General features: G+C 31.8%; 26 protein-coding genes and 4 tRNA genes. 26 read left to right on the forward strand and 4 right to left on the reverse strand.

Annotation, left to right across the window (positions count from 1 at the left end; translation table 11 throughout):
• The first annotated feature begins 107 nt into the window (after positions 1-107).
• The 6 genes from FD06_RS01375 (at position 108) to FD06_RS01400 (ending at position 3901) form a co-directional block, all read left to right on the forward strand.
• Positions 108-180, forward strand: a tRNA-Thr gene (locus tag FD06_RS01375).
• A gap of 169 nt (positions 181-349) precedes the next feature.
• Positions 350-1978: a peptide MFS transporter gene (locus FD06_RS01380; protein ID WP_056965718.1), complete on the forward strand. Its 1629-nt coding sequence runs from the start codon at positions 350-352 to the stop codon at positions 1976-1978.
• Positions 1979-2160: 182 nt separating this feature from the next.
• Positions 2161-2243: transfer RNA gene (locus tag FD06_RS01385), tRNA-Tyr, on the forward strand.
• Between the two features lie 7 nt (positions 2244-2250).
• Positions 2251-2322, forward strand: a tRNA-Gln gene (locus FD06_RS01390).
• Between the two features lie 71 nt (positions 2323-2393).
• A complete protein-coding gene (gene proC, locus FD06_RS01395) occupies positions 2394-3179 on the forward strand; it encodes a pyrroline-5-carboxylate reductase (RefSeq protein ID WP_056965673.1) in 786 nt (261 codons plus the stop codon).
• Positions 3180-3199: 20 nt separating this feature from the next.
• A complete protein-coding gene (locus tag FD06_RS01400) occupies positions 3200-3901 on the forward strand; it encodes a GntR family transcriptional regulator (protein WP_056965674.1) in 702 nt (233 codons plus the stop codon).
• Between the two features lie 19 nt (positions 3902-3920).
• Here FD06_RS01400 and FD06_RS01405 read toward each other — a convergent pair whose 3' ends face one another.
• The gene (locus tag FD06_RS01405; protein ID WP_054657965.1) at positions 3921-4643 is read right to left on the reverse strand and encodes a WecB/TagA/CpsF family glycosyltransferase; all 723 of its coding nucleotides are present in this window, start codon (positions 4641-4643) and stop codon (positions 3921-3923) included.
• Positions 4644-4737: 94 nt separating this feature from the next.
• Here FD06_RS01405 and FD06_RS01410 point away from each other — a divergent pair, with 94 nt between their 5' ends.
• From FD06_RS01410 to FD06_RS01430, 5 genes are all read left to right on the forward strand, one after another.
• Positions 4738-6201 carry a nicotinate phosphoribosyltransferase gene (locus FD06_RS01410; RefSeq protein WP_420834746.1) on the forward strand — a complete coding sequence of 488 codons (1464 nt, stop codon included), beginning with the start codon at positions 4738-4740 and terminating at the stop codon, positions 6199-6201.
• A gap of 13 nt (positions 6202-6214) precedes the next feature.
• On the forward strand, positions 6215-7042 hold the full coding sequence (gene nadE / locus FD06_RS01415; RefSeq protein ID WP_056965675.1) for an ammonia-dependent NAD(+) synthetase: 828 nt from the start codon (positions 6215-6217) through the stop codon (positions 7040-7042).
• Between the two features lie 94 nt (positions 7043-7136).
• On the forward strand, positions 7137-7571 hold the full coding sequence (locus FD06_RS01420; protein ID WP_056965676.1) for a SprT family protein: 435 nt from the start codon (positions 7137-7139) through the stop codon (positions 7569-7571).
• Positions 7572-7580: 9 nt separating this feature from the next.
• A complete protein-coding gene (locus FD06_RS01425; protein ID WP_237757217.1) occupies positions 7581-8465 on the forward strand; it encodes a homoserine kinase in 885 nt (294 codons plus the stop codon).
• A gap of 64 nt (positions 8466-8529) precedes the next feature.
• Positions 8530-8615, forward strand: a tRNA-Leu gene (locus FD06_RS01430).
• Between the two features lie 115 nt (positions 8616-8730).
• Here the strand turns inward: FD06_RS01430 and FD06_RS01435 are convergent.
• Positions 8731-9837 (reverse strand): LCP family protein, encoded by a 1107-nt coding sequence (locus FD06_RS01435; RefSeq protein ID WP_056965677.1) that lies wholly within the window; start codon positions 9835-9837, stop codon positions 8731-8733.
• Positions 9838-10070: 233 nt separating this feature from the next.
• On the opposite strand from FD06_RS01435, the gene FD06_RS01440 reads away from it, so the two are divergent.
• Together FD06_RS01440 and FD06_RS01445 are read left to right on the forward strand one after the other, a co-directional pair.
• Positions 10071-11018 carry a DMT family transporter gene (locus tag FD06_RS01440; protein ID WP_056965678.1) on the forward strand — a complete coding sequence of 316 codons (948 nt, stop codon included), beginning with the start codon at positions 10071-10073 and terminating at the stop codon, positions 11016-11018.
• A gap of 41 nt (positions 11019-11059) precedes the next feature.
• Entirely contained in the window at positions 11060-11713 is a 654-nt protein-coding gene (locus FD06_RS01445; RefSeq protein WP_056965720.1) for a 2,3-bisphosphoglycerate-dependent phosphoglycerate mutase, read from the forward strand.
• A 68-nt stretch (positions 11714-11781) separates the two neighbouring features.
• Here the strand turns inward: FD06_RS01445 and FD06_RS01450 are convergent, their stop codons facing one another.
• Together FD06_RS01450 and rpiA are read right to left on the reverse strand one after the other, a co-directional pair.
• On the reverse strand, positions 11782-13128 hold the full coding sequence (locus FD06_RS01450) for a C1 family peptidase (protein WP_056965679.1): 1347 nt from the start codon (positions 13126-13128) through the stop codon (positions 11782-11784).
• A gap of 114 nt (positions 13129-13242) precedes the next feature.
• Positions 13243-13926: a ribose-5-phosphate isomerase RpiA gene (gene rpiA, locus FD06_RS01455; protein WP_056965680.1), complete on the reverse strand. Its 684-nt coding sequence runs from the start codon at positions 13924-13926 to the stop codon at positions 13243-13245.
• 249 nt (positions 13927-14175) lie between these two features.
• Between rpiA and FD06_RS01460 the strand changes: the two genes are divergently transcribed.
• From FD06_RS01460 to rplK, 13 genes are all read left to right on the forward strand, one after another.
• Complete coding sequence (locus tag FD06_RS01460; RefSeq protein ID WP_056965681.1) at positions 14176-14712, forward strand: dCTP deaminase/dUTPase family protein; 537 nt, start codon at positions 14176-14178, stop codon at positions 14710-14712.
• Positions 14713-14727: 15 nt separating this feature from the next.
• Positions 14728-16107, forward strand: a complete 1380-nt coding sequence (gene radA, locus FD06_RS01465) for a DNA repair protein RadA (protein ID WP_056965682.1) — start codon at positions 14728-14730, stop codon at positions 16105-16107.
• A 17-nt stretch (positions 16108-16124) separates the two neighbouring features.
• Positions 16125-17204 carry a PIN/TRAM domain-containing protein gene (locus tag FD06_RS01470; protein ID WP_056965683.1) on the forward strand — a complete coding sequence of 360 codons (1080 nt, stop codon included), beginning with the start codon at positions 16125-16127 and terminating at the stop codon, positions 17202-17204.
• Positions 17205-17294: 90 nt separating this feature from the next.
• The gene (gene gltX / locus FD06_RS01475; protein WP_054657961.1) at positions 17295-18785 is read left to right on the forward strand and encodes a glutamate--tRNA ligase; all 1491 of its coding nucleotides are present in this window, start codon (positions 17295-17297) and stop codon (positions 18783-18785) included.
• A 127-nt stretch (positions 18786-18912) separates the two neighbouring features.
• The gene (gene cysS, locus FD06_RS01480) at positions 18913-20319 is read left to right on the forward strand and encodes a cysteine--tRNA ligase (protein WP_056965684.1); all 1407 of its coding nucleotides are present in this window, start codon (positions 18913-18915) and stop codon (positions 20317-20319) included.
• Positions 20320-20324: 5 nt separating this feature from the next.
• Positions 20325-20747 carry a Mini-ribonuclease 3 gene (locus tag FD06_RS01485; RefSeq protein WP_056965685.1) on the forward strand — a complete coding sequence of 141 codons (423 nt, stop codon included), beginning with the start codon at positions 20325-20327 and terminating at the stop codon, positions 20745-20747.
• Positions 20737-21498, forward strand: coding sequence for a 23S rRNA (guanosine(2251)-2'-O)-methyltransferase RlmB (rlmB, locus tag FD06_RS01490; RefSeq protein ID WP_191980335.1), 762 nt, complete (start codon positions 20737-20739; stop codon positions 21496-21498). Before FD06_RS01485 ends, rlmB begins: the two co-directional genes overlap by 11 nt.
• A 17-nt stretch (positions 21499-21515) precedes the next feature.
• Positions 21516-22037, forward strand: coding sequence for an NYN domain-containing protein (locus tag FD06_RS01495; RefSeq protein ID WP_056965687.1), 522 nt, complete (start codon positions 21516-21518; stop codon positions 22035-22037).
• Positions 22038-22167: 130 nt separating this feature from the next.
• Entirely contained in the window at positions 22168-22749 is a 582-nt protein-coding gene (locus tag FD06_RS01500) for a sigma-70 family RNA polymerase sigma factor (RefSeq protein ID WP_056965688.1), read from the forward strand.
• Between the two features lie 42 nt (positions 22750-22791).
• Entirely contained in the window at positions 22792-22941 is a 150-nt protein-coding gene (gene rpmG, locus FD06_RS01505) for a 50S ribosomal protein L33 (protein WP_056965689.1), read from the forward strand.
• A 21-nt stretch (positions 22942-22962) separates the two neighbouring features.
• Positions 22963-23136 carry a preprotein translocase subunit SecE gene (gene secE, locus FD06_RS01510; protein ID WP_056965690.1) on the forward strand — a complete coding sequence of 58 codons (174 nt, stop codon included), beginning with the start codon at positions 22963-22965 and terminating at the stop codon, positions 23134-23136.
• A gap of 103 nt (positions 23137-23239) precedes the next feature.
• Positions 23240-23785, forward strand: a complete 546-nt coding sequence (nusG, locus tag FD06_RS01515; protein ID WP_054657957.1) for a transcription termination/antitermination protein NusG — start codon at positions 23240-23242, stop codon at positions 23783-23785.
• A gap of 121 nt (positions 23786-23906) precedes the next feature.
• Positions 23907-24332, forward strand: coding sequence for a 50S ribosomal protein L11 (gene rplK, locus FD06_RS01520; RefSeq protein WP_054657955.1), 426 nt, complete (start codon positions 23907-23909; stop codon positions 24330-24332).
• The last annotated feature ends 37 nt before the right edge of the window (positions 24333-24369 follow it).

A 24369-nucleotide genomic window follows, 5' to 3' on the forward strand; every position in this document is an offset into this window, starting at 1 on the left:
AGAGCACCTGACTGTTAATCAGGTTGTCGACGGTTCGAGCCCGCCTGCCGGAGTTATATTTAAATGGAGTGCTGACTTTTTAAGTTAGCACTTTTATAGTATTATTCGCCGGCTTAGCTCAGTTGGTAGAGCATCGGTATCGTAAACCGAGGGTCACAGGTTCAAGTCCTGCAGCCGGCATACTCTTTTTAATAGAAGTACTCATGTTTTTTTAATGTGAGTGCTTTTTTATTTTAATGATTTTATTATCAAATTGATAACAAATTAAAATGAGCGTATAATCGTAATGTAATTCTATTAAAATGATTATTGTTTGGAGGAAATTTTTTTGAATAAAGATTCTAAAAAAATGGATAGTTCATTTTTTGGACAGCCTCAAGGTCTTTCAACCCTGTTTTTTACAGAAATGTGGGAAAGATTTAGTTATTATGGAATGAGAGCGCTTCTAATTTATTACATGTACTATTCTATTGAAGATGGTGGGTTAGGTTTTAGTAAAACTAATGCACTTTCTATAATGTCTATTTATGGTTCTTTAGTTTATTTATCTTCAGTATTTGGAGGATATTTAAGTGACAGAATTTTTGGTAGTAGAAAAACTGTTTTTTATGGTGGAATTCTAATAATGCTAGGACACATAGCATTATCAATTCCAATGGGCGGAATTACATTATTTATGTCCATTGTTTTGATTACTTTTGGAACGGGTCTACTAAAACCAAATGTTTCTGATATGGTTGGAGATTTATACTCTGAAAAAGATCGTCGAAGAGATTCTGGTTTTACTATTTTCGTATTTGGTATTAACTTAGGTTCGTTAATATCTCCTTGGTTAGTTGGTAGTCTTGGATTACAAGTTAATTTCCATCTAGGTTTTTCACTAGCTGCAATTGGAATGTTTTTTGGATTAGTTCAATACTATATTGAAGGTAAAAAAACTTTAAATGCTGACAGTATGTACCCAAGTAACCCTTTGGAACCTAGCGATTTTAAGAAGTTATTTATTAGATGTTTAATTGGATTAGTTGGTTTTGGATTAATTCTAGGATTAATGCTTTCAATGGGTTCTCTTAACATTGAGAACTTCATTACCTTACTAAGTGTAATTGCTATATTAACTCCGATAGTTTACTTTTGCATAATGCTAACCAGTAGCAAAGTTAATAATGTTGAAAAGTCGAGAGTTTGGGCTTATATACCATTATTCATAGCAGCTGTAGTATTTTGGGCAATAGAAGAACAAGGTGCTGTTGTTTTGGCAATGTTTGCTGGGACACAAACGAAAAATGATTTGTTCTTAAGTAAGGGAATAATAATTTCTATTCTATTAATCCTGGCTGTATTAATTTTAATCGGCTATCTTTATGGGAAAAAACGTATTAATAATCAAAAATTATTTAATCTATGCTTAATTATTCCGTTTGCATTAATAATTGCGTTTACCATATTTATTAGCTTACAAAATAATAACGTGTTCCATATCAATATTTTACCTTCTTGGTATCAATCATTAAATCCGTTATTTATAATGTTATACACACCTATATTTGCTATTATTTGGAACAAGCTAAGAGATTCTCAACCAAGTTCGCCATCTAAGTTTGTTATGGGGATGATCATAGCTGGAATTTCATATTTATTTATGGTGATACCTGTTTCATTATTTGGAACTAGTAAGGTTAGCCCACTTTGGCTAATTGGAAGCTGGGCAATTATAGAAATAGCAGAAATGCTTATTTCACCAATTGGATTATCTGTAACTACTAAACTTGCTCCAAAAGCTTTTTCATCTCAAATGATGAGTATGTGGTTTTTAGCTGATGCTGCTGCTCAAGCAATTAACTCTCAAATAGTTAAATACTACACAGGCAATGAAGCTAAATACTTTGCTTTTGTTGGATTGTTCGCAATAGTTTTTGGTCTAATACTTATTTTGTTTGTTAAACCGGTTAAGCGCTTAATGAAGGGTGTAAACTAAAAAAAAATAATTCTTAATTATAAAAAAGTGTTGACATTTATTTTACGATATTATATTATATTAATTGTTGATTAGTTATGAGATTGTTTAACAAATAAGCAGTTAAAAAAAACTTCTTGACAACAATCAATTATTTATGTATAATATTTAATTGTTAATTCGTTATAATTATGAATTATTTCGGAGGGGTAGCGAAGTCTGGCTAAACGCGGCGGACTGTAAATCCGCTCCTTCGGGTTCGGTGGTTCGAATCCACTCCCCTCCATTATTATTGGGCTATGGCCAAGTGGTAAGGCAACAGGTTTTGATCCTGTCATGCGCTGGTTCGAACCCAGCTAGCCCAACTAAATAAAAGCTGATTAATTGTTTACAGTTAATCAGCTTTTTTATTAACCAATTTTATGGAGATGTTAGTATGAATATAGGGTTTATCGGTGTTGGCAATATGGCTAAAGCTATTATTGAAGGCTTAATTAAATCAAATTCTTTTAATAGTAAAAATATTATTGTTCATAGTAGAAATAAAAAAAGTTATGAACAATTTGCTAAACGAAATAATATAACTGTAGTTGATAGTAACATCGAAGTTGTTAAAAAGAGTGAATTTATTTTTATAGCAGTAACACCTAGCGTTGTAAAAAATGTTTTGCTAGAAATTAGGGAACATCTAGTTCCAAACAAAGTATTGATATCTATTGTTTCAGGCTTAAAATTAGATAGGTTAGAAGAGCTTACCGATTATAATCAGCCAATTCTAAGAACCTTGCCTAACATTAATTCATCAATTAATGAAGGATTAACTGTATATAAATCTAATGATAATTTGTCTGGCAAAATGAAAGAAAACAGTTTAAATATTTTAAGTAGTTTTGGTGATATCATAGAATTACCTGAGGATAAATTCGAAATATCTGGAATATTAGGCGGTTGTACACCTGCTTATGCATATTTGTTTATTGATTCTTTAAGTCGTATGGGAGTAAAATATGGCTTAAATAAGAATCAGGCTACAAAAATAGCCGCAAAAGCTATCTTAGGTTCTTCTAAAATGGTTCTTGAATCCAACAAAAATCCTTATAGTTTAATTGATGATGTTTGTTCTCCCGGTGGAGATACGATTAAAGGTTTGTTATCTATGGAAGAAAATGGATTTAAAAAATCTATAAATAATGGGATAGATTCAATTATTAAAGATAAGTAATTTGTTTAAGGAGCTTTTTAATGGGTGTGCCAATTTATATAAAAATACACAATTCAATAAGAAGAAAAGTTGAACAAGGTGAATGGAAAATTGGTAGTCGTCTTCCATCTGAAAGAAAACTATCCGTTCAATTTGGCGTCAGTAGAATGACTTTACGTCAAGCAATTCAGACTTTGGCAGACGAAGGAATTTTGGAACAGCGGGTTGGTTCTGGAACATTTGTCTCTAATCAGAAAGTTCAAGAAAAGATGTCTGGAATAACTAGTTTTACTGATATAATGATAAGCCAGGGGAAAGAACCATCCAGTAAAACAATTTCTTACCATACTTTAGAGCCATCTTTAAGTGAAATGGAAAAGTTAAAAATAAACCAAGATGACAAAGTTTTAAGAATGGAAAGAATTCGTTATGGTGACGATATTCCCATATGTTTTGAAGTAGCTACTATTCCCAGAAAATTTATTCGTGGTTTAAGTAAAAAAGATGTTACAAATTCCTTATATGGTGCTTTGGAGCATAAAAAAAGTTTAATTCCTACTAAAGCTAAGCAAACAGTTTCTGCTAAGTTAGCTTCAGAACAGATATCTGATTATTTGGATATCAAAAAGGGCGATCCAATTTTATTACTCCGTCAAGTAACTTCTTTTCAAAATAATCAACCTTTTGAGTACGTTAGAACTCAATACGTTGGTGAGAGATTTGAATTTTATTTAGAAAAGTAAAAAAGATTGTAATTATTAATTACAATCTTTTTTGTTTTTTTACCAATCTTAAAAATTTAGGAATGGCCATCATTCGACCAATTCGACTAGGCTGCTTTATTAGTCGATATAACCATTCTATATGGTGTTTTATCCAAAATTTAGGTGCTCGCTTAACATTTCCAGATAAAACATCAAAGCTGCCACCTAATCCAATCCAAAGGCTGTTACTAACTTTTCGATACTTATTAATGAATTCTTCTTGTTTAGGTGAACCTAATGCCATAAAAACCATGTCAGGTTTTGATTTCTGAATTGATTTTACTAATTTTATATCGTTTTTAAAGTATCCGTCTTTCATACCTAATATTGTAAGATTAGGATATTGCTCTGCTACTTTATTGCGTAATTTAATGATTACTTCTGGTTTTGATCCAACAAAATAGGCTGATTTGTTGTTTTGGTTTCCCCATTTTAGCATTTCTAAGAAAATATCATATCCTGATATTCTTTCTTTCATAGGCAAATCTAACATTTTAGCTCCTTTGACGATTCCAATCCCATCGGGTACTACAAAGTCAGCACTTTTTACAATGTTCATAAATTTTCGGTCATTTTGCGCATTTACAGCTATTTCTGGATTGGCCGTAACCACAAAAGTATTTTCACGTTCTTCTGTACGTTTTTCTATTAATTCGCAAAAGCTTTTAAAAGAACGATTATAAAATTCAATATTTAAAATTTTAGTGGTGTTATTATTCATTTTGTTTCCTTTCAACTTTCAGTATGATTATTTATTTAATTAATGATAAAATAAAAGACAATAAAAAGCGATACATTAGGAGGAATTAATTATCTTGAGTGCGTCTAACTGCGATAATTTAACAATGCATACTGATGCTTATGAAATCAACATGATGCAAACTTATTTTGAAAAAGGTATTCAAAATAGGCGTGCAGTATTTGAAATGTTTTTTAGGAAAATGCCATTTGAAAATGGGTACGCTATTTTTGCTGGTTTGGAAAGAGTTATTAATTATATTAATAATCTCAATTTTACTGATGATGATATTGAATTTTTACGTTCAACAGGTAACTATTCGGACGAATTCTTAGAATATCTACGTAATTTTTCTTTTAGAGGTAATATTAGATCAGCTTTAGAAGGAGAACTAGTATTTAATAATGAACCTATTATGCAAATTGAAGGTACTGTAGCTGAATGTCAGCTGATTGAAACCGCCTTACTTAACATGGTTAACTACCAAACTTTGATTGCAACCAAAGCATCTAGAATAAGAATGGCTGCTAATTATGATCCTTTATTAGAATTTGGTAGTCGTCGAGCTCAAGAAACATCTGCTGCTATTTGGGGCACTCGCGCTGCTTATATTGGCGGATTCGATTCAACTTCCAATGTTTTGGCTGGTAAGAAATTTGGGATTCCAATTAGTGGAACACATGCACATTCTTTAGTTGAATTGTATGGTGATGATTATGATGCATTTAAAGCTTATGCTGAAACTCATAAGGAATGCGTATTTTTAGTTGATACCTACGATACTATTAAAAGTGGAGTTCCCAGTGCAATTAAAGTAGCTAACGAAATGGGTGATAAAATCCACTTTGCAGGAGTTAGAATTGATTCTGGAGATATGGCTTATTTATCCAAACGAGTTAGAGAAATGCTAGATAATGCAGGATATAAGGATGCTAAAATAATTGCTTCTAATGATTTAGATGAAAAAACCATTACTAGTTTAAAAATGCAAGATGCTAAAATTGATATTTGGGGTGTAGGGACTCAAGTGATTACAGCATTTGATCAACCTGCTCTAGGAGCTGTCTACAAGATGGTTTCTGTTGAAAATAACGATGGTAAAATGATTGATACCATTAAAATATCTAACAATGCTGAAAAAGTTTCGACTCCAGGTAAAAAACAGGTTTGGCGCATTACTGAAAGTGCGGATGGTAAATCTGAAGGTGATTATATTGCTTTAAGTGATGAAAATCCTCAAGCACAAGATAGCATTTATATGTTCCATCCACAATTTACTTATATCAATAAAACAATTACTGACTTCGAAGCTAAACCGCTACTAAAAGATATTTTCAAAAACGGTAAATTAGTTTATAAACAGCCTAAATTATCTGAAATTAAGCAATATTCAGCTAGTGCATTAGCTTCATTATGGCCAGAATATAAACGTGAATTAAACCCACAGGATTATCCAGTTGATTTATCACAAAAATGTTGGGATAACAAAATGGCTATTATTAAAAAGGTTCATAAATTTATTCAAAACTTAGATTATTAAAGAGATGGTTAGAATGCGAGAATTACAAAAAGAAATTATTGAAACATTAAAAGTGAAACCACAAATAGATGCTAAAGCTGAAATCAGAAACAGTATTGATTTTTTGAAAGCTTACCTTAAAAAAAATAAATTTCTAAAAAGTTTGGTGTTAGGCATTTCTGGAGGACAAGATTCTACTTTAGTGGGCAAAATATCACAAATGGCAATTGATGAACTCAGGGATGAAAGTGGCGATAACAATTACCAATTTATTGCAGTGCGTTTGCCATATGGGACACAGGCTGATGAATCTGATGCTATGGATGCAATTAAATTTATGCATGCTGATAAAATTTTGCGAGTCGATATTAAACCCATGGCAGATTCTGCAGTTAATGTTTTAGAATCAGCTGGTGAAAAAATTTCTGATTTTAATAAAGGAAACATTAAGGCTCGTGAGCGTATGATAGTTCAGTATGCTATAGCTGGGGAAGAAAAAGGGGCAGTTTTAGGTACTGACCATGCTGCAGAAGCAATTACAGGTTTTTACACTAAGTATGGTGATGGTGCTGCTGATATAACTCCAATTTGGCGTTTAAATAAGCGTCAGGGCCAACAAATGCTAGAATTGTTAAATGCTCCTAAGCATCTTTATCAAAAAACACCTACTGCTGATTTAGAAGATAATAGACCAGCACTGCCAGATGAAGTAGCGTTGGGTGTAACTTATGATGATATTGATGATTATCTTGAAGGCAAAGAAATATCGGTTAGTGCGGCTAAAAAAATTGAAAATTGGTATGTTAAAACTGAACATAAGCGTCACTTACCAATTAATATTTATGATAGTTTTTGGAAGTAGTTTTAAGTACAAGCAATTTATTTTGCTTGTACTTTTTTAATTTTTTATAGGTCTATTTTACGTAGTTTAATAAAAACAAGAAAGAAATGAAAACATGACGGATGATGAGTTAACTTTACTAGTTCAAAAAATATCTATTAAATATTTCAATAAAAAATTTAAACATCAAGCTTTTTTCAATACTCGACTAAAAACTACTGGAGGCAGGTATAGTTTAAAAGAACATTGGATTGATATAAATCCTAAAATTTTAGAAAAATATTCATGTGAAATTTTGATTGGTGTAATTAAGCACGAACTATGTCATTACCATTTGCATCTTGATGGTTATTCTGGAAAACATAGTAGTAATGAATTTAAAAGTCTATTAAAAAAAGTTGGTGGAAGTCGATATGTACCTATTTTAGAAAAACAAAAGAGTTTAAGATATGTTTGTCAAGATTGTGGTCGAGTTTATATTAGACATAAGAAGATTAATTCTTTAAAATATGTATGTAGTAAGTGCCACGGTAATATAAAGTTATCATGACAAATGGAGATGAATAAATTGGGCAAAGTTATTGTTCGAATTCCAGCTACTTCAGCCAATTTAGGGCCTGGGGTAAATTCTATTGGGATTGCGTTAAAATTATATTACACTGTAATTGTAGAAGAACCAACTAGTGAGTGGAGAGTCAATCATGCTTTGGGAGAACAAATTCCACATGATGAAAATAATCTAATAGTTAAAACTATTTTAAAAATAAATCCAGATATTAAGCCACACCAGTTAACCGTAATGTCAGACATTCCAGTTATGCATGGCCTAGGTTCTAGTACTACAGCTACTGTTGCGGGTATAAAAATTGCTAATGCTTTAGGCAAAATGAATTTATCATTAGATGAACAAATTAATTTAGGCTCTCGAATGGAAAAGCATTCTAATAATGTTGCATCAGCCATTTTAGGTGATTTAACCATTTCTACGTTTGATGGTAATTTAGCTACTACTGTAAAAACTACGATACCTAAAAATATTAAAGCTTTAGTTTCAATAAAAAATAGCTCTAACCAAAGTAAAATAATTGCTGATAACGAAATGATAAGTTATAAAGATGCAGTGAATGCTAGTAGCTTTTCTAACGTTTTTATTGCTGCAATTATGTCTAATGAATGGAGCAAAGCCACTTCGATGATGGAATTAGATCATTTTTATAAATATATTTCATCAGATGATGGTTATAATTTAAATTTAATTAGAAATATTGCACATCGGGTAGGTGTTCACAGTACTTATTTAAGTGGCTTTGGCTCTACGGTTGTTACACTGGGGACTGAATCAGAATTGAATCAAATTAGGGATGCTTTAAGTGATCAAGATTTTAAAGGTAGCTTAAGAATTATAAATATTGATCGAGATGGGGCTCAGGTTAGAGGAGAATGACTTTATAACTATATTATTGCCAATTTGAATTAAATTTGTTATTATATTAAATGTTAGTTGAATTGCGGCCATGGCGGAATTGGCAGACGCGCAAGATTAAGGATCTTGTCGGGAATTATCTCGGTGGAAGTTCGAATCTTCTTGGCCGCATATTCTTATTAGTAAAAAGGTTTCCTAAAATTAATTTTAGGAAACCTTTTTTGCTATGACTTGTATAAAAATAGCCTAAATGATTTTTAAATCATTTAGGCTATTTAATTGTTTATTAATAAGCAGGTTGACTGCTGTAGCTATTTGAATTGTAACTATTGTTTGTAGATGAATTGCTATCAGTGTTATTACTACTGTTTCCACTATCATCAGTTTGTGTTTGAGCTTCAGATAAAGAGCTGAACGTATTTAATCCTAAACTGTTTCTGATGTTATTAGTTATTTTAAGTAACTCGTCATCTGATGGCACTTCATAATCAATGCCATCAAATACTGCATTTTGACCTTGTAAGGTTTCAGATTTGATATGATGAGTAGCATTACCATATCTTTCTCTAATAGCTAACATATCATTAAATTTCATGTCGGTTTTTAAGTTACCTGAAATAGAATTTAAGATTTCTTTATATCTAGGTAGTGAAGAAATATTCATACCCTTCATTACCAATTTTTGTAAGACTTCTCTTTGACGAGCTTGACGTCCATAATCACCTAAAGGATCATCATGTCGCATACGTGAATAATCTAATGCTTGTTTACCGTTTAAAAGAACTTTTTGACCTTTTACAACGTTAGCAGCACCGTAATGGAAAGTTAATTTAGGATTAACTTCAACTCCACCAACTGCATTTACCATTTTTTCAAGACCGCCCATATTTACAATTGCATAAAAATCAATTGGGACATTTAATAGGTTTTGAACAGTTTGTACTGCCGAAGATGGTCCCCCAATAGTATAAGCAGCGTTTATTTTTTCGTATGGTTGTGAGTCTCCAGGAACTGTAACCTTAGTATCTCTTGGGATACTAGTTAAATGAATTGTTTCTTTCTTAGGGTTAACAGTAGCTAAAATTAAAGTATCAGTTCTACCAGTGTCGTGACGACCTAAGGCTCCAGTATCTGTTCCTAGCAATAGGATAGATAAAGGCTTATTTTGCGATATAACACTTGAAACGTTTCTAAGTTTATTGGTATCGCCAGCTTCATAGGCTTTATTAAATGTTTTCTCAGCTTTTTTATAAGCACCATAACCTTTAAATAACCCAAAAATTATTGCTGCTAGTACAATAAAAAATATTATCCACATTGCTTTATGTTTACGTTTTTTATAATGTGTTGAGTTGCTTCGTTTGGTTATTTCTTTTTCGTTATTGTTTTGCATATACATTCCTCGTTCTTATTTTTATATATTGTATGTACCCTAATACAATAATAACAGTAAAGTACGTTATGTTATAATTCAAATGCTACTAACTTTATTGTTATATATCAATAAAAATTATTATTATTTACTTTTTTTTAATTATAACAAATAAGTAGTAGCTTTCAGATACACTATATTATCATTTTTTTATTGTTTTTGCACAATTTATTTAGAAAAGGAGATTTTTTGTTTTGCGAAAAACGTTCTTATACATAATAATTTCAACATTTATGTTTAGTTCTATGGAAATAGCTTTAAAAAGTGCTGGTGGAGCTTTTAATCCTATTCAGTTGAATTTAATTCGATTTTTTATTGGAGGAATAGTCTTAATTCCGTTCACATTTAGTGATAAAGTTAAAAATGGTTTTAAAATAAAAAACTTATTCATATTTATGCTTACCGGATTTTTATGTGTAGTTGTAAGTATGACTTTATTTCAACTGGCAGTAGTTTATGACAAAGCTTCAACGGTAGCTGTATTATTTAGTTGTAATCCCATCTTTGCTATTTTATTTGCCTTATTAATCTTAAGGGAAAAAATTACTAGAGTTAGTTTTATATCACTAATTATTTCCTTGATAGGATTGTTAGTAATTGTTAATCCAGCCAATTTAACTAATCCTTTAGGGTTATCTTTAGCGATTGGATCTGCACTTACTTTTGGTTTATATAGTATTGTTACTAGATGGGGTTCTTTTGTGACTGGTTATGGTGGATTAAAAATGACTTGTTATACGTTTTTAGTTGGATCAGCTGAACTTTTAATTTTAATTTCTTGTTCACATATTAATTTTATATCTAGTAAAATGTCTAAAGTGGCTTGGCTAAAAGATTTTGCTAGCATGCCGATAATTCAAAATGTTAATTTACACTATTTTTGGATTCTATTTTTCGTTAGTGTATGTGTCACTGGTGGGGGATTTGCATTTTATTTCTTAACAATGGATTTATCCGGAGTTTCAATGGCATCTTTAGTATTTTTTATTAAACCCGGCCTAGCTCCAATATTAGCTATGATATTAATTGGTGAGCATATTACTTTGAATACAGTTATTGGAATTATTATAATTCTAATTGGTTCAGTCATAACATTTGTGGGTAACCAGATTGAAACAAAAAATTCAGGAATGAAAGTTTAAATTCTTTTAAAGAAGATGATTTATTGGTCAAATTAGTTATTATGAGGCATGGACAAAGTCTAGCTAACAAAAATAATATATTTACAGGCTGGAATGATGTTCCATTGACTGCTGAAGGTGAGTTACAAGCTCATTTAGCTGGTAAAAAATTATTCGATGAACATATCCATTTTGAAGATGTTCACACTTCATTGCTATTACGAGCCATTAAAACGGCTAACATTGTTTTATCAGAAATTAATCAGCTTTACATTAGAGAACATAAGTCTTGGCGGTTAAATGAACGACATTACGGTAACTTAAGAGGTAAAAACAAACAGGATATTAAAAATAAATATGGTACAGATAAATTCAATGCTTGGCGTCGAGGATTTTACGGACTTCCGCCATTGCTAAAAGCATCTGACGCGATTAATAATTATTGCAACTGTGGAATAACTGAGCCACTAGGCGAAAGTTTATCGATGGCATATCAAAGATTAATTTCTTATTGGACTGATTCGATAGCACCAAATTTAATGAATAATCATAATCAATTGATTGTTGCACATGGTTCTACTTTACGAGCTTTAATAAAATTTTTAGAAGTAATTCCTGACGAAAAAATTAATCAAGTAGAGGTTCCAAATAGTCAGCCAATTGTTTACACATTTGATAGAAATTTAAAAATATTAGATAAAAAAATAATAATATAGCAAAGTAAAAAAGCGTGGATATAATCCACGCTTTTTACTGCTTGATAAACTACAGGTACAATTATAAATTATTTTTCATTAAAAGCCAAAGTTCCCATTGGATCCCAAGGGTCTAATAAGACTGGTTTTTCGCTTTGTGCCTTTTGTAAAGCGTCTGATAAATATTTTTTATTTATGACAACTTGGTATGCAAATTTTTTAAACCAAGAGTGGCTCATTACAAAATAGCCCTTAGTACCAACTTTGTCTCCCCAGCTATTTTCAACTTTCCACTTAGTTGGTTGACCGTCAACAATGTCTACACCAGTTAAAACCATTGCATGGTCCATAACACTTTGTCCGTAATCTAATTGTTCAGCTTTAGTTAATGATAAATCTACGTCAAACATTTCATCTTCTACAAATAAATTATCATCTAGAATTCCGTTTTTACGGTCTGATTTTTGGACTACGTCGCTACCGAACCAAACACTTTCACCATTTTCAAGTTGTTTAACGGCTAACTTAGTGAATTCATCAATATCTAAGTTTAAGTGTTTAACTTGTCTACCATCTACCACATTACCTAACATATCAACTGTGTATGTTTTGTTATATGGTTTGTCATCTGTAGGTGAGTTAATGATTGATACGTAGTCATCTAGATTTACATTTACATATTTATCGAAGAATAACTTTGGAGTTAAGTTTTTATCAATATGATAGTTTTTGTCTTTATCGCGGTATTCAAAGTCAAATTCCTTAACTGGTTCACCCAATGCGTATACCAACATTCTGTAAATTTCGTTAAGCATTTCGTCTTTCTTAGCCTCGATGTCTTTATCATCAGCATCTTCACTAATCATTTTTCTTAAAACTGAAGCATCTTTTCTTAGTTTTAAGTTTAAAACTGCGTTTAGTGAGCTAGAATCATTACTGTTTGCTGTTTCAGGCATAGCTGATTTAGGCGCAACACCATATTTATCAACAATTGCACATAGCATATCCCATTGGCCACCATCTTGTTGAGGTGTTTCCATTAACCAAGCAACTTTTCTGGAAGTAAGAGGTTGATCAGCTGTTTTTAGAACATTTTCTAAGAACCAGTTGGATTTTTCAAATTTATCCCAGAAGAAAGTATAACTTTGTGAAAGTTCAAAGTCACCTTTAATGTTAAATACGTCAGCTAAATGGTGTCTCATTGTATTTAAAGCAGCAAAAATCCAGCAACGTCCACTGCGTTTTTGATTAGCAACTGCACCAGTATCTAATTCAACTGAAAATACAGGATCCATTTTGCCTTGAGCTTTGAAATCAGTGGATGCATTTGCAATACCATCATGACTAATTGCTCTTTGAAGTACTTTAGCTTCTTTTCTTTCATTAAGATTATTTTGATATTTTTGCACATCATCTAAACTAATACTTTTTCCCATGAAAATTCCTCCTTAGTTATTCTAATATTGTACATCATATCTCTAATATTACCAATAAAAAAAGCACTGAAATATAGATATATCACAGTGCTTGTAATTAGAGAAAAATTAAAATTATCTTGCTTTGAATGTTTTAGGGCCTTCACTTGTACCGGCTATTACTACATCTACAATATCCAAGAATAATCCATGTTCTACAATTCCAGTCATATTGTTTAATACTTTTTCTAATTCGTGTGGGTGTTCAATATATCCTAAGTTTAAATCAATAATGTAATTATCAGCGTGAGTCAAAACGTGTTGTCCCTTAGCGTTAGTTCTAAATTTAGGGTTAAAGCCCATCTTATCTAATCTTTTAAGCAGGTGGGTACTACCATAGGGAGTTACTTCCAACGGTAGTGGAAATGATCCTAAGTTTTTAGCCATTTTAGTATCGTCTACTATCCATAAATTTTTATCAGAGTTGATAGCAACAATTTTTTCTCTTAGATGAGCAATTCCGCCACCTTTAATGCCTTGAAAGTTTTCATCAATTTGATCAGCACCATCAATAGTTAAATCAATGTGATCAACGTCATCGATACTTCTGACCTCAATACCTAGGTCACGGGCTCTTTTAGCTGAACGGTTAGATGTTGGAACACCAATTATTCTCAAGTTTTCATTTACAACCCTTGCACCCAGTGCATCTAAAAGATATTTAACAGTGGAACCAGTGCCTAAACCAACGGTCATTCCATCTTTGATATATTTAACAGCCTCTTGACCAGCTATCTTTTTCATTGATTCTTTATCCATAGCATAAATTTCTCCTCTATATATTTTAAATACGTCTGAGTGTGTTATAAATTAAATGTTAGATATAGTATAAAAAAATTTCTTAATTTAGTATAATCCTTAATAATTAAAACATATATTTAAACCCATTACTATAATTTTCTATGCTTAATAAGTGTTTGTCAAATAAAAAAACGTATTTATGTAACAAGATATTTGTTTTAAAATAGCATATGATATTAATAAAATTTTTTGCTTAGGATGTGGATTATGAAACGTGGATTTGAAGTAGTCTCAAAGTATAAAGAACAAGGTATTAATTTGCCTCGTAGAGCAACACAACAATCAGCTGGATATGATTTTGAAAGTGCTAGCGATTTTGTACTGCCATCAATTTGGAAACTTGGCTTTTTAAAAGTTTTATGGGCATTAAAACATCAAAAATCAGTTTCAGATGATAATATGGAAAAAGCACAGAAAATTATTAAGCCTTTGTTAGTTCCAACAGGAATTAAAGCTTATATGCAACCAGGTGAAGTTTTAATTATTGCCAACCGTTCTAGCGGACCACTTAAAAGAAATATGATTTTACCAAATGGAATTGGTGTTATCGACGCAGATTATTATAATAACGATAAAAATGAAGGCGAGATATACATTCAATTAATGAACTTTGGTTTAACTGATCGTAAAATTAAAAAAGGCGAGAGAATTGGACAAGGTATATTTATGCCATTCTTAACTGTGGATAATGAAGAAACGATAAAGACTAAGCGTAATGGTGGCTTTGGATCATCAGGAAAATAAGAAAGGGGCATTTAATTGGCTAAATTAAAAACCCAATTTGTTTGTCAAGACTGTGGCTACATTTCACCAAAGTATTTAGGTCGATGTCCTAATTGTTCAAAGTGGAATACGTTCGTAGAAGAAAAAGTTCAAAGTAGTAATAATCAGAGAACTAAATCTTTTAGTGTTTCTGGTTCCAACGGTAGCCGTATAAAACCAGAATTGATTGGAAACGTTAAAGCACAAGATGAGCCTAGAATAAAAACTGAATCTGAAGAGTTTAACCGTGTTTTAGGTGGAGGAGTTGTGCCAGGCTCGTTAGTTTTAATTGGTGGTGATCCTGGAATTGGTAAATCAACATTACTATTGCAGATTTCAGGCCAATTAAGTCAAAAAAAGCAAAAAGTTCTTTATGTTTCTGGAGAAGAAAGTGCTAATCAAATTAAAATGCGCGCTGATCGTTTGGTTGTTGATAACTCACAAGTCTATATTTATCCAGAAACTGATATGCAACTAATTCGTACAGCCATTGATGATATAAAACCTGATATCGTAGTGGTGGATTCTATTCAGACTATTCAAGAACCAGAAGTTGACTCTAATATTGGATCAATTGGTCAAGTTAGGGCAATCACAGCTGAATTAATGAATATTGCTAAAAGTAATGCAATTACAGTATTTGTAGTTGGTCACGTGACTAAAGGTGGAGCAATTGCAGGACCTAAAACACTAGAACATATGGTTGATACTGTATTATATTTTGAAGGTGACATGCACCATTCTTATCGAATTTTGCGTGCGGTAAAAAATCGTTTTGGCTCTACTGATGAGCTAGGAATATTTGAAATGCGTGGCGAAGGTTTGATTGAAGTATCTAACCCGTCGGAAGTATTTTTAGAAGAACGTTTAAAGAATGCTACTGGTTCAGCAATTGTGGTTTCAATGGAAGGAACCAGGCCGATTTTGGTAGAAATTCAAGCATTGATTACTCAGTCAGTTTTTGGAAATGCTCAACGAACTGCGACAGGACTGGACCGCAATCGAGTTGCCTTATTAATGGCAGTGTTAGAAAAACGAGCGGGCCTAATGCTACAAAATCAAGATGCTTATTTAAAAGCTGCAGGTGGTGTAAAATTAAACGAGCCGGCAATTGATTTATCAGTTGCAGTAAGTATTGCATCTAGTTATAAAAACGTAGGAACTAATGCTACCGATTGCTATATTGGAGAGATTGGATTAACCGGCGAAATTAGAAGAGTTAGTCGGATTGAGTCGAGAGTGGCAGAAGCAAAGAAATTAGGCTTTAAACGAGTGTTATTACCTAAAAATAATTTAAATGGTTGGGATTATCCTAAAGATATTGAAATTGTAGGAGTTTCAACTTTGTCGGAGGCTTTAAAAGTTGCAATAGGATAGAAAGGAGTTAAATAGGGATGAAATCTTTAAATCGAACCAGAATTATCCAATCGATTTTAATAATAATTGGTGGAGCGATTGGAATTGTTTATCTTCCAGACCTATGGTTTGTAACCAATTTATATAATATTAAATTCTTGAATAATATTTTTACTGACTTTATTTTGGGATGCTTGATTTTCTTAGGATTGTCTTTTCTACTAACTAATCAAATTAAAAATATGTTAGATAGGACTGAAAAATATTTATCAAGAAAAAGTCCTTTATATTTACTAATGGGCGTTATCGGAATGATATTGGGATTAGTATTAGCAATTTTAATTTCTATCGTTTTATTTAGATCTCAAACATTCTTAATTAATACCATTATTCCAATTTTGTTAATGCTATTTTTAGGATATTTTGGATTTATTTTAGGAACGACTAGAATTAACGATTGGGGAAAACTATTTCACTTTAGTATTAAAAGAAATAATTCCAATAATGTTTCTAACTCTAAAAATAACAATTATAAAATATTAGATACTAATATTTTAATTGATGGTCGAATTTATGACCTAGTTAAAACTGGGTTTTTGGAAGGCACATTAGTTGTACCAAATTTTGTTTTATACGAGTTACAGTACATTGCTGATTCTAGTGATAGTGTAAAACGAGTTAGAGGACGAAGAGGTTTAGACATTTTAAATAAACTACAAAGCGAAAAAATTATGCCCATTGAGATGTATGATAAAGATTATAAGCAAATCTCAGAAGTCGACAGCAAGTTAATTCAATTAGCTAAAGATATTAACGGTGTAATTGTTACTAATGATTATAATCTCAATAAAGTTATTTCATTTCAAAATGTAAATGTTTTAAACATTAACGCTTTGTCTAATGCTCTGAAACAAAAAGTAATACCAGGGGAATCGATGCAAGTTACAGTTGTTAAAAAAGGAACTGAAAGACGTCAAGGGGTTGCTTATTTAGACGATGGAACGATGGTAGTTGTGGAAGGTGGTCGTGACCACATGAATCAACTATTAGATGTTACAGTTACTAGCGCTTTACAAACAGATGCTGGTAAAATGATATTTGCGAAAATTGATAAATAATAGTTTACGAACACTTTATTTTTACATTTTTTCATTGTAAACTTATATTGATATTAAAGTTTAAATTTTATTAAAAGAGGAGAATACGCATTGGCTAAGAACTCTATTCGTGTTAGATATGCACCAAGTCCTACAGGACATTTACATATCGGTAACGCAAGAACTGCTATTTTTAATTACTTATTTGCAAGACATAATAAGGGAAAGTTCATAATTCGTATAGAAGATACCGATACTAAACGAAATGTAGCTGATGGTGAAAAAAGTCAACTAGATAATCTGAAATGGTTAGGATTAGACTGGGACGAAGGTCCTGACAAACCAGGTGAATATGGACCATACAGACAATCTGAAAGAAAGTCTATTTATACTCCATTAATTCAACAATTATTAGATGAAGATAAAGCTTACTATTCATACCGTACAGAAGAAGAATTAACAGCTGATCGTGAAGAACAACGTGCACGTGGTGTTATGCCTCACTATGAATATGAATATGCTGGTATGACTGATGAAGAAATTAAACAATCAATGGCTGAATCAGAAGCTAAAGGTTTAAAACCAGTTATTCGTTTTAGAGTACCTAAGAATACTGAATATGCTTGGGATGACATTGTAAAAGGACATGTTTCATTTAATTCTGATACAATTGGTGGCGATTTTGTCATCGTTAAACGTGACGGAATGCCAACCTACAACTTTGCTGTAATTGTTGATGACCATGAAATGAAGATTTCACATGTATTCCGTGGCGATGATCACGTTGCTAATACTCCTAAACAACTAATGATGTACGAAGCTTTCGGTTGGGAAGCACCTAAATTTGGTCATATGAGTTTAATTACTAGTGCTGATACTGGTAAAAAGTTGAGTAAACGTGATGAATCGATTATTCAATTTATTGAACAATATAGAGATTTAGGTTACTTACCAGATGCTATGTTCAACTTTATTACATTACTTGGTTGGTCTCCTAAGGGTGAAGATGAAATTTTCTCTAAACAACAATTCATTAAAATGTATGATGAAAATCGTTTGAGTAAATCACCTGCTAACTTTGATAACAAGAAGCTAGAATGGATTAATAATCAATATGTTAAATCTAGTGATGAAGATGTTGTTATGGACTTGGCATTACGTCAACTTATTGCAAAGGGTAATTTACCTAAACAACCAGATGCTAAAACAATTGAATGGGCTCGTAAGTTAGTTAACGTTTATAAACAACAAATGAGTTATATGGCACAAATCAACGAAATGGCTAGTGTGTTCTTTAATGAACCGGAACAAATTGATGGTGAATCATTGGAAGAAATCGACAATGATACTGCTCCTGTAGTATTAAAAGAATTTTCCGAACGCATTAGCAAAATTGATATTTTTGATAAGACAGAAATTCTAAGTACTATCAAATCTATTCAAAAAGACACAGGCATTAAAGGTCGTAAATTATGGATGCCAATTAGAATTGCGGTTACTCATGAAATGCACGGACCTGAACTTCCTGAATCTATTGAATTGATTGGAAGACAAAAAGCTTTGGAACATATTGATCAAACTTTAAAACAAATTAATAAATAATAATTAATAAATACATTAATTGGACTGGTTCATTTGAGCCAGTCCTTTTATTATTCCTTAAAATAAATACTTAAATTATGATAAAATAAAGTGAATTGCAACATTAACAGAATTAGAGGTGCCCAATTTGCTACGTATATATAATACATTAACTAGAAAAAAGGAAAATTTTGAACCAATTCATCAAAGAATTGTTAATATGTATGTTTGTGGGCCCACAGTCTACAACTATATTCATATTGGTAATGCTAGAAGTGTTGTCGCATTTGATACGATTAGAAAGTATTTGGAGTATTGTGGATATCAAGTAAACTATGTTTCTAATTTCACTGATGTAGATGACAAAATTATAAAAGCAGCAAATGAACAAAATATCAGTGTTAAAGCATTAACCGATAAATATATAAATGCTTATAATGAAGACGTTAAAGCACTTAATGTGAAACCTGCTAGCAATAATCCTAGAGCTACTGAAAATATTGATGATATTATCGAATTTATTAAAGTACTAATTAAAAATGGTTTTGCTTATGAGAATAAGGGCAATGTTTATTATCGTGCCAGAAAATTTAAATCATATGGTTTATTAGCTCACGAAAGTATTGACGATTTAGAAGCGGGTGCTAGCGAACACGTTAACCAGGAAGAATTAGCTTTAAAAGAAGACCCTGTTGACTTTGTTTTATGGAAACCGGCCAAACCAGGTGAAATCTCATGGAAGTCGCCTTGGGGAAATGGTCGTCCTGGCTGGCATATTGAATGTTCAGTAATGGCTACTAAGTACTTAGGTAATACCATTGATATTCATGGTGGCGGTGAAGATTTAGAATTTCCACATCATGAGAATGAAAGAGCACAAAGTGAGGCTAAAACAGGCACAACTTTTGTAAAGTATTGGATGCATAATGGATTTGTTACGGTTGGTGACGAAAATGAAAAGATGAGTAAATCACTAGGAAATTTTGTAACTGTTCATGAATTAGTTAAAAAAGTTGATGCACAAGTTATTAGATTTTTAATGTCGACTACGCAATATCGAAGACCTATTCAATATAATCAAAAGAACTTATCGGTTGCTGCTAATAATTTGAAGAAAATACAAACTGCTTACAATAATTTGTCTTATCGATTAGATACTGCTGATGACTTTAATGACCCTAAAGTGGACCAAGAAGTTAGACAAATTCAGGCAGATTTTCAAGATGCAATGGATGATGATTTTAATGTTCAAAATGGAATTGCTCAAGTATATGAACTAGCTAAGTTGGGTAATGTCTATTCTGAAAGAGAGTATGTATTTAAAGATACTATCAAGTTAATTCTTAAAAAGTTATCTACCATGGCTAGCATTTTTGGAGTTAAATTACAATTCGAAGCTTTAAATGACGAAAAAGTTGAACGCTTAATTGAAGAAAGAAACCAAGCTCGAAAAGACCGTAACTTTGCTCGTAGTGATGAAATTCGAGAAGATTTAAAATCTAAGGGAATTATTCTTGAAGATACTGCTCAAGGAACACGTTTTAGAAGGGAATAATATAAATGATAGAAGAACAAGAAGTTGATTATAATCAACTAAATGCAATTGCTCTGGCTTACTTAGGGGATTCTATTTATGAGGTATATGTTAGAAAGCATTTATTAGGAATTGGTTTGACTAAACCTAACCACTTACAAAAAACTGCTCGTAAATATGTTTCTGCCAAGGCTCAGGCGGCTTTAATTGATTTAATGCTAAATGATAAAAAGTTAACTGATGATGAAATATCAGTTTTTAAACGTGGTCGCAACGCTAAAAGTTATACACACGCCAAAAATACTAGTGTAATTACTTATCGTATTTCAACTGGATTTGAAGCTTTAATGGGATACTTATCTTTAAGTCATCAACAAGATCGTTTAGATGAGTTATGCTATTGGTGTATTGAACAAATAGATGCAGGGAGAACAAAATATGAAAAATAATGATAGTGACCAAAGTGATTTTATAATTGGACGTCATCCCGTAGTTTCGGCACTACGTGGTAAACAAGAAATAAATAAAGTATTTTTACAAAATGGAATAAAAAAAGATGAGAAATCAATTTCTGAAATAATTAAATTAGCCAAGCAAAAGAAGTTAGTTATTTCGGTTGTACCTAAACAAAAGTTGGATATATTGTCTGATCATCAAAATCACCAAGGAGTAGTATTGTCAGTGTCGCCATATAAATATGCTACTTTAGACGATATCTTTGAGAATGCTAAAAATAGAAATGAAGAACCTTTCTTTCTAATCTTGGATAATATAGAAGACCCTCACAACTTAGGTTCGATTATTAGAACTGCTGATGCTAGTGGTGTAAATGGGGTTATAATTCCCAAACATCGTGCTGTGGGAATTACTTCAACGGTTGCCAAAACGTCAGCCGGCGCCATTGAAAGAGTTCCAGTGGTTAGGGTTACTAACTTAATCAATACAGCCAAGTATTTAAAAGATAATGGGGTTTGGATTTTCGGTACGGATATGAATGGAACCGATTATCGTAGATGGGATGGTAAAGGTTCATCAGCTATTGTTATTGGTAATGAAGGTAAGGGAATCTCACCATTACTTAAAAAGAATGTTGATCAAATGCTAACAATTCCTATGGTAGGTCAAGTACAAAGCCTTAATGCTAGTGTGGCCGCTAGTTTATTGATGTATCAAGGTTACAGTTCCAGAAATCCCCTTTAGTTAGGTGGTGTTATTCATTGAAAAAGCAGCTTTTGGTTATTGATGGATACAATGTTATTGGTAACTGGCCACATTTGAATCAAATGAAACTTGATAATCGTTTGGCTGATGCAAGGGACGAATTATTAAAGGAAATTTCTGAATATAAAAAATATCGTGAATTAAACATCATTGTGATTTTTGATGCGATGTACGTCCCTGGACTTTCAAGAAAAGATAAGCACTATAACTTAGATGTAATCTGGACAAATAAGAATGAAACTGCGGATTCATATATTGAATCTTTTGTTAGAAAGAAGCAATCTAGATTTTTACAGGTGGTAGTGGTAACTTCAGACCAAGCAGAACAGTGGACTGTATTTTCAGCAGGAGCGTTAAGATTACCAGCTAGAGAATTGTTGCGGGATATTCAAAGAGCTAAGACAGAAATTCAACATGATGTGAAGAGCTATAAAAATCAGGGCAAAGTCATTCGAAATACTATTCCCCCTGAGCAAATGATGGTTTTAGAAAAATTAAGAGATGATTTATCTAAATAATAAGTTATAAATATATTTATATAAATATATTGGTATACCGTCTAATTTATATAGTGGGAACTTATGTTCGCTTGAATGGGGTACGTTATTCATTTAGTTTATAACCTTATAAAAGTTCATGAGGTGAATGATGTACTATAAAAGTGAATCGTATCTAATAGACAAAAATTTAATAAAGCGAATTAAAATGCATGATGAGGATGCAATTAATGAATTATTTGAGAAGTATAGACCTTTGGTTAATAAACTTTGGGCTACTTATTATTTACATGGCTTTGACGTTGATGATTGGTATCAAGAAGCCATCATAGTTATGTTAAATTCAGTTAAAAGATACGATGTTGAAAAAATGGTTAATTTTGGCGTTTTTTTTAAAATGAGTCTTAAAAACAAATGCTTTGATCTTATAAGAAGAAGTAATGCACAAAAAAGAATTCCAGTTACTATGCAAACATCATTTAACAGTAATGAAAAATTCTTATCAGACACAATGTCTGATGCTTTAGCGGTTTGCCCAGAAAGCCAAATTATTTTGCAAGAAAAAATATTGAAACTCTTGAAAGTTTGCTCTGATTTTGAACAAAAAACTTTGGTTGCATTGTTTAGTAAAAAAGATTTTTCTGAAATAGCTTTAGAAAATAATTGTAAAGAATCTAAAGTTAGTAATGCTTTTGAGAGATGCCGTGTTAAATTTAATAAATTGACGTTATGAGTACTTTAATGGTAATATCTTGGTTGATTGGATGTGTGATTTATGGCTCAACAAAAAATTGTTTTAGCTTGCTCTAAGTGTGGTTCAAGAAACTATATTACATCTGCTAAAATTGATAGAGATAAACGTTTTGCTATAAAAAAATTTTGTAAACATTGTGGAGTTTCTACTCTACATTTAGAAACAAAATGATTTTAAGGAGAAATAAATAATATGAAACTATTTGGCTTTTTTAGAAATGTAGGATCTGAAATGAAAAAAGTTGTTTGGCCAAATGCTAAACAAACTAAAACAGATACTTCGACTGTTATTGGTATGTCGATTATGTTTGCAATCTTTTTTGCAGTTGTTGATTTACTAGTGCAATACGCATTGCATCTACTTTAATATTGATAATTAATATAAATTAATATAATATGTATTTAGAGACATAGGGAACTTCGTTAGTTACGAAGTTTTTTTATTTTGGATTGTAAAGGGAGTAATTAATATGGAATCAAATGAAAAACAATGGTATGTAATTCATACTTATTCAGGTTATGAAAATAAAGTTAAAATGAATTTGGAATCTAGAAAAGAATCTATGGGAATGCAAGACTATATTTTCAGTGTAGTGGTTCCTGAAACTGAAGAGCATGAAGTTAAAAATGGTAAAGATAAAGTTAAGATGGATAAAACTTTTCCTGGATATGTACTGGTTGAAATGGTAATGACTGACCAAGCATGGTACATCGTTAGAAATACTCCTGGTGTTACAGGTTTCATCGGTTCACATGGTCAAGGTAGTAAGCCAACCCCATTGTTGCCAGATGAAGTAGAACTAATTTTGAGTCGCTTAGGAGTTGCTAAGAAACGTCAAAAGTTAGATGCTGAAGTTGGCGATTCAGTAACTGTTACTGAAGGTGCATTTGCTGGATTAGTTGGAAAAATTACTGAAAAGAACGATGAAAAAGGTAAGCTAAAAGTTATTGTTGATATGTTTGGTAGAGAAACTAGTGCAGAATTAGATTTTGACCAAGTACAAATAATTCAATAAAAATGGTTGTACATTTCAGCATAAGATGATATATTATATTAGTATGTTTGTGCATACTAAGTGGGAGGAGAAATATTAATCTCCAATTTTTACCACACACAGACTTAAGGAGGTATATCTCGTGGCTAAAAAAGTAGCTAACGTAGTTAAATTACAAATCCCTGCGGCTAAAGCAACACCCGCTCCTCCAGTTGGACCTGCATTGGGTCAAGCTGGTATTAACATTATGGGATTTACAAAAGAATTTAATGCTCGTACTGCAGATCAAGCAGGAATGCTTATCCCAGTTGTAATTACCGTATACGAAGATCGTTCATTTGATTTCATCACTAAGACACCACCTGCTTCAATTTTATTGAAGAAGGCTGCTGGTGTAGAACACGGTTCCGGTGAACCAAATACTAAGAAGGTTGCTAGTGTAACTAAAGACCAAGTTAAAGAAATTGCCGAAACTAAAATGAAAGATCTTAACGCAGCTGATGTTGAAGCCGCAATGCGTATGATCGAAGGTACTGCACGTAGTATGGGATTCACTGTTGAAGGTTAATCTTATATTTTTCTAAAGTAGTACCATAATGTACGTT

Origin of the sequence: Apilactobacillus ozensis DSM 23829 = JCM 17196 (assembly GCF_001435995.1) — a bacterium.
Classification (GTDB): Bacteria; Bacillota; Bacilli; order Lactobacillales; family Lactobacillaceae; genus Apilactobacillus; species Apilactobacillus ozensis.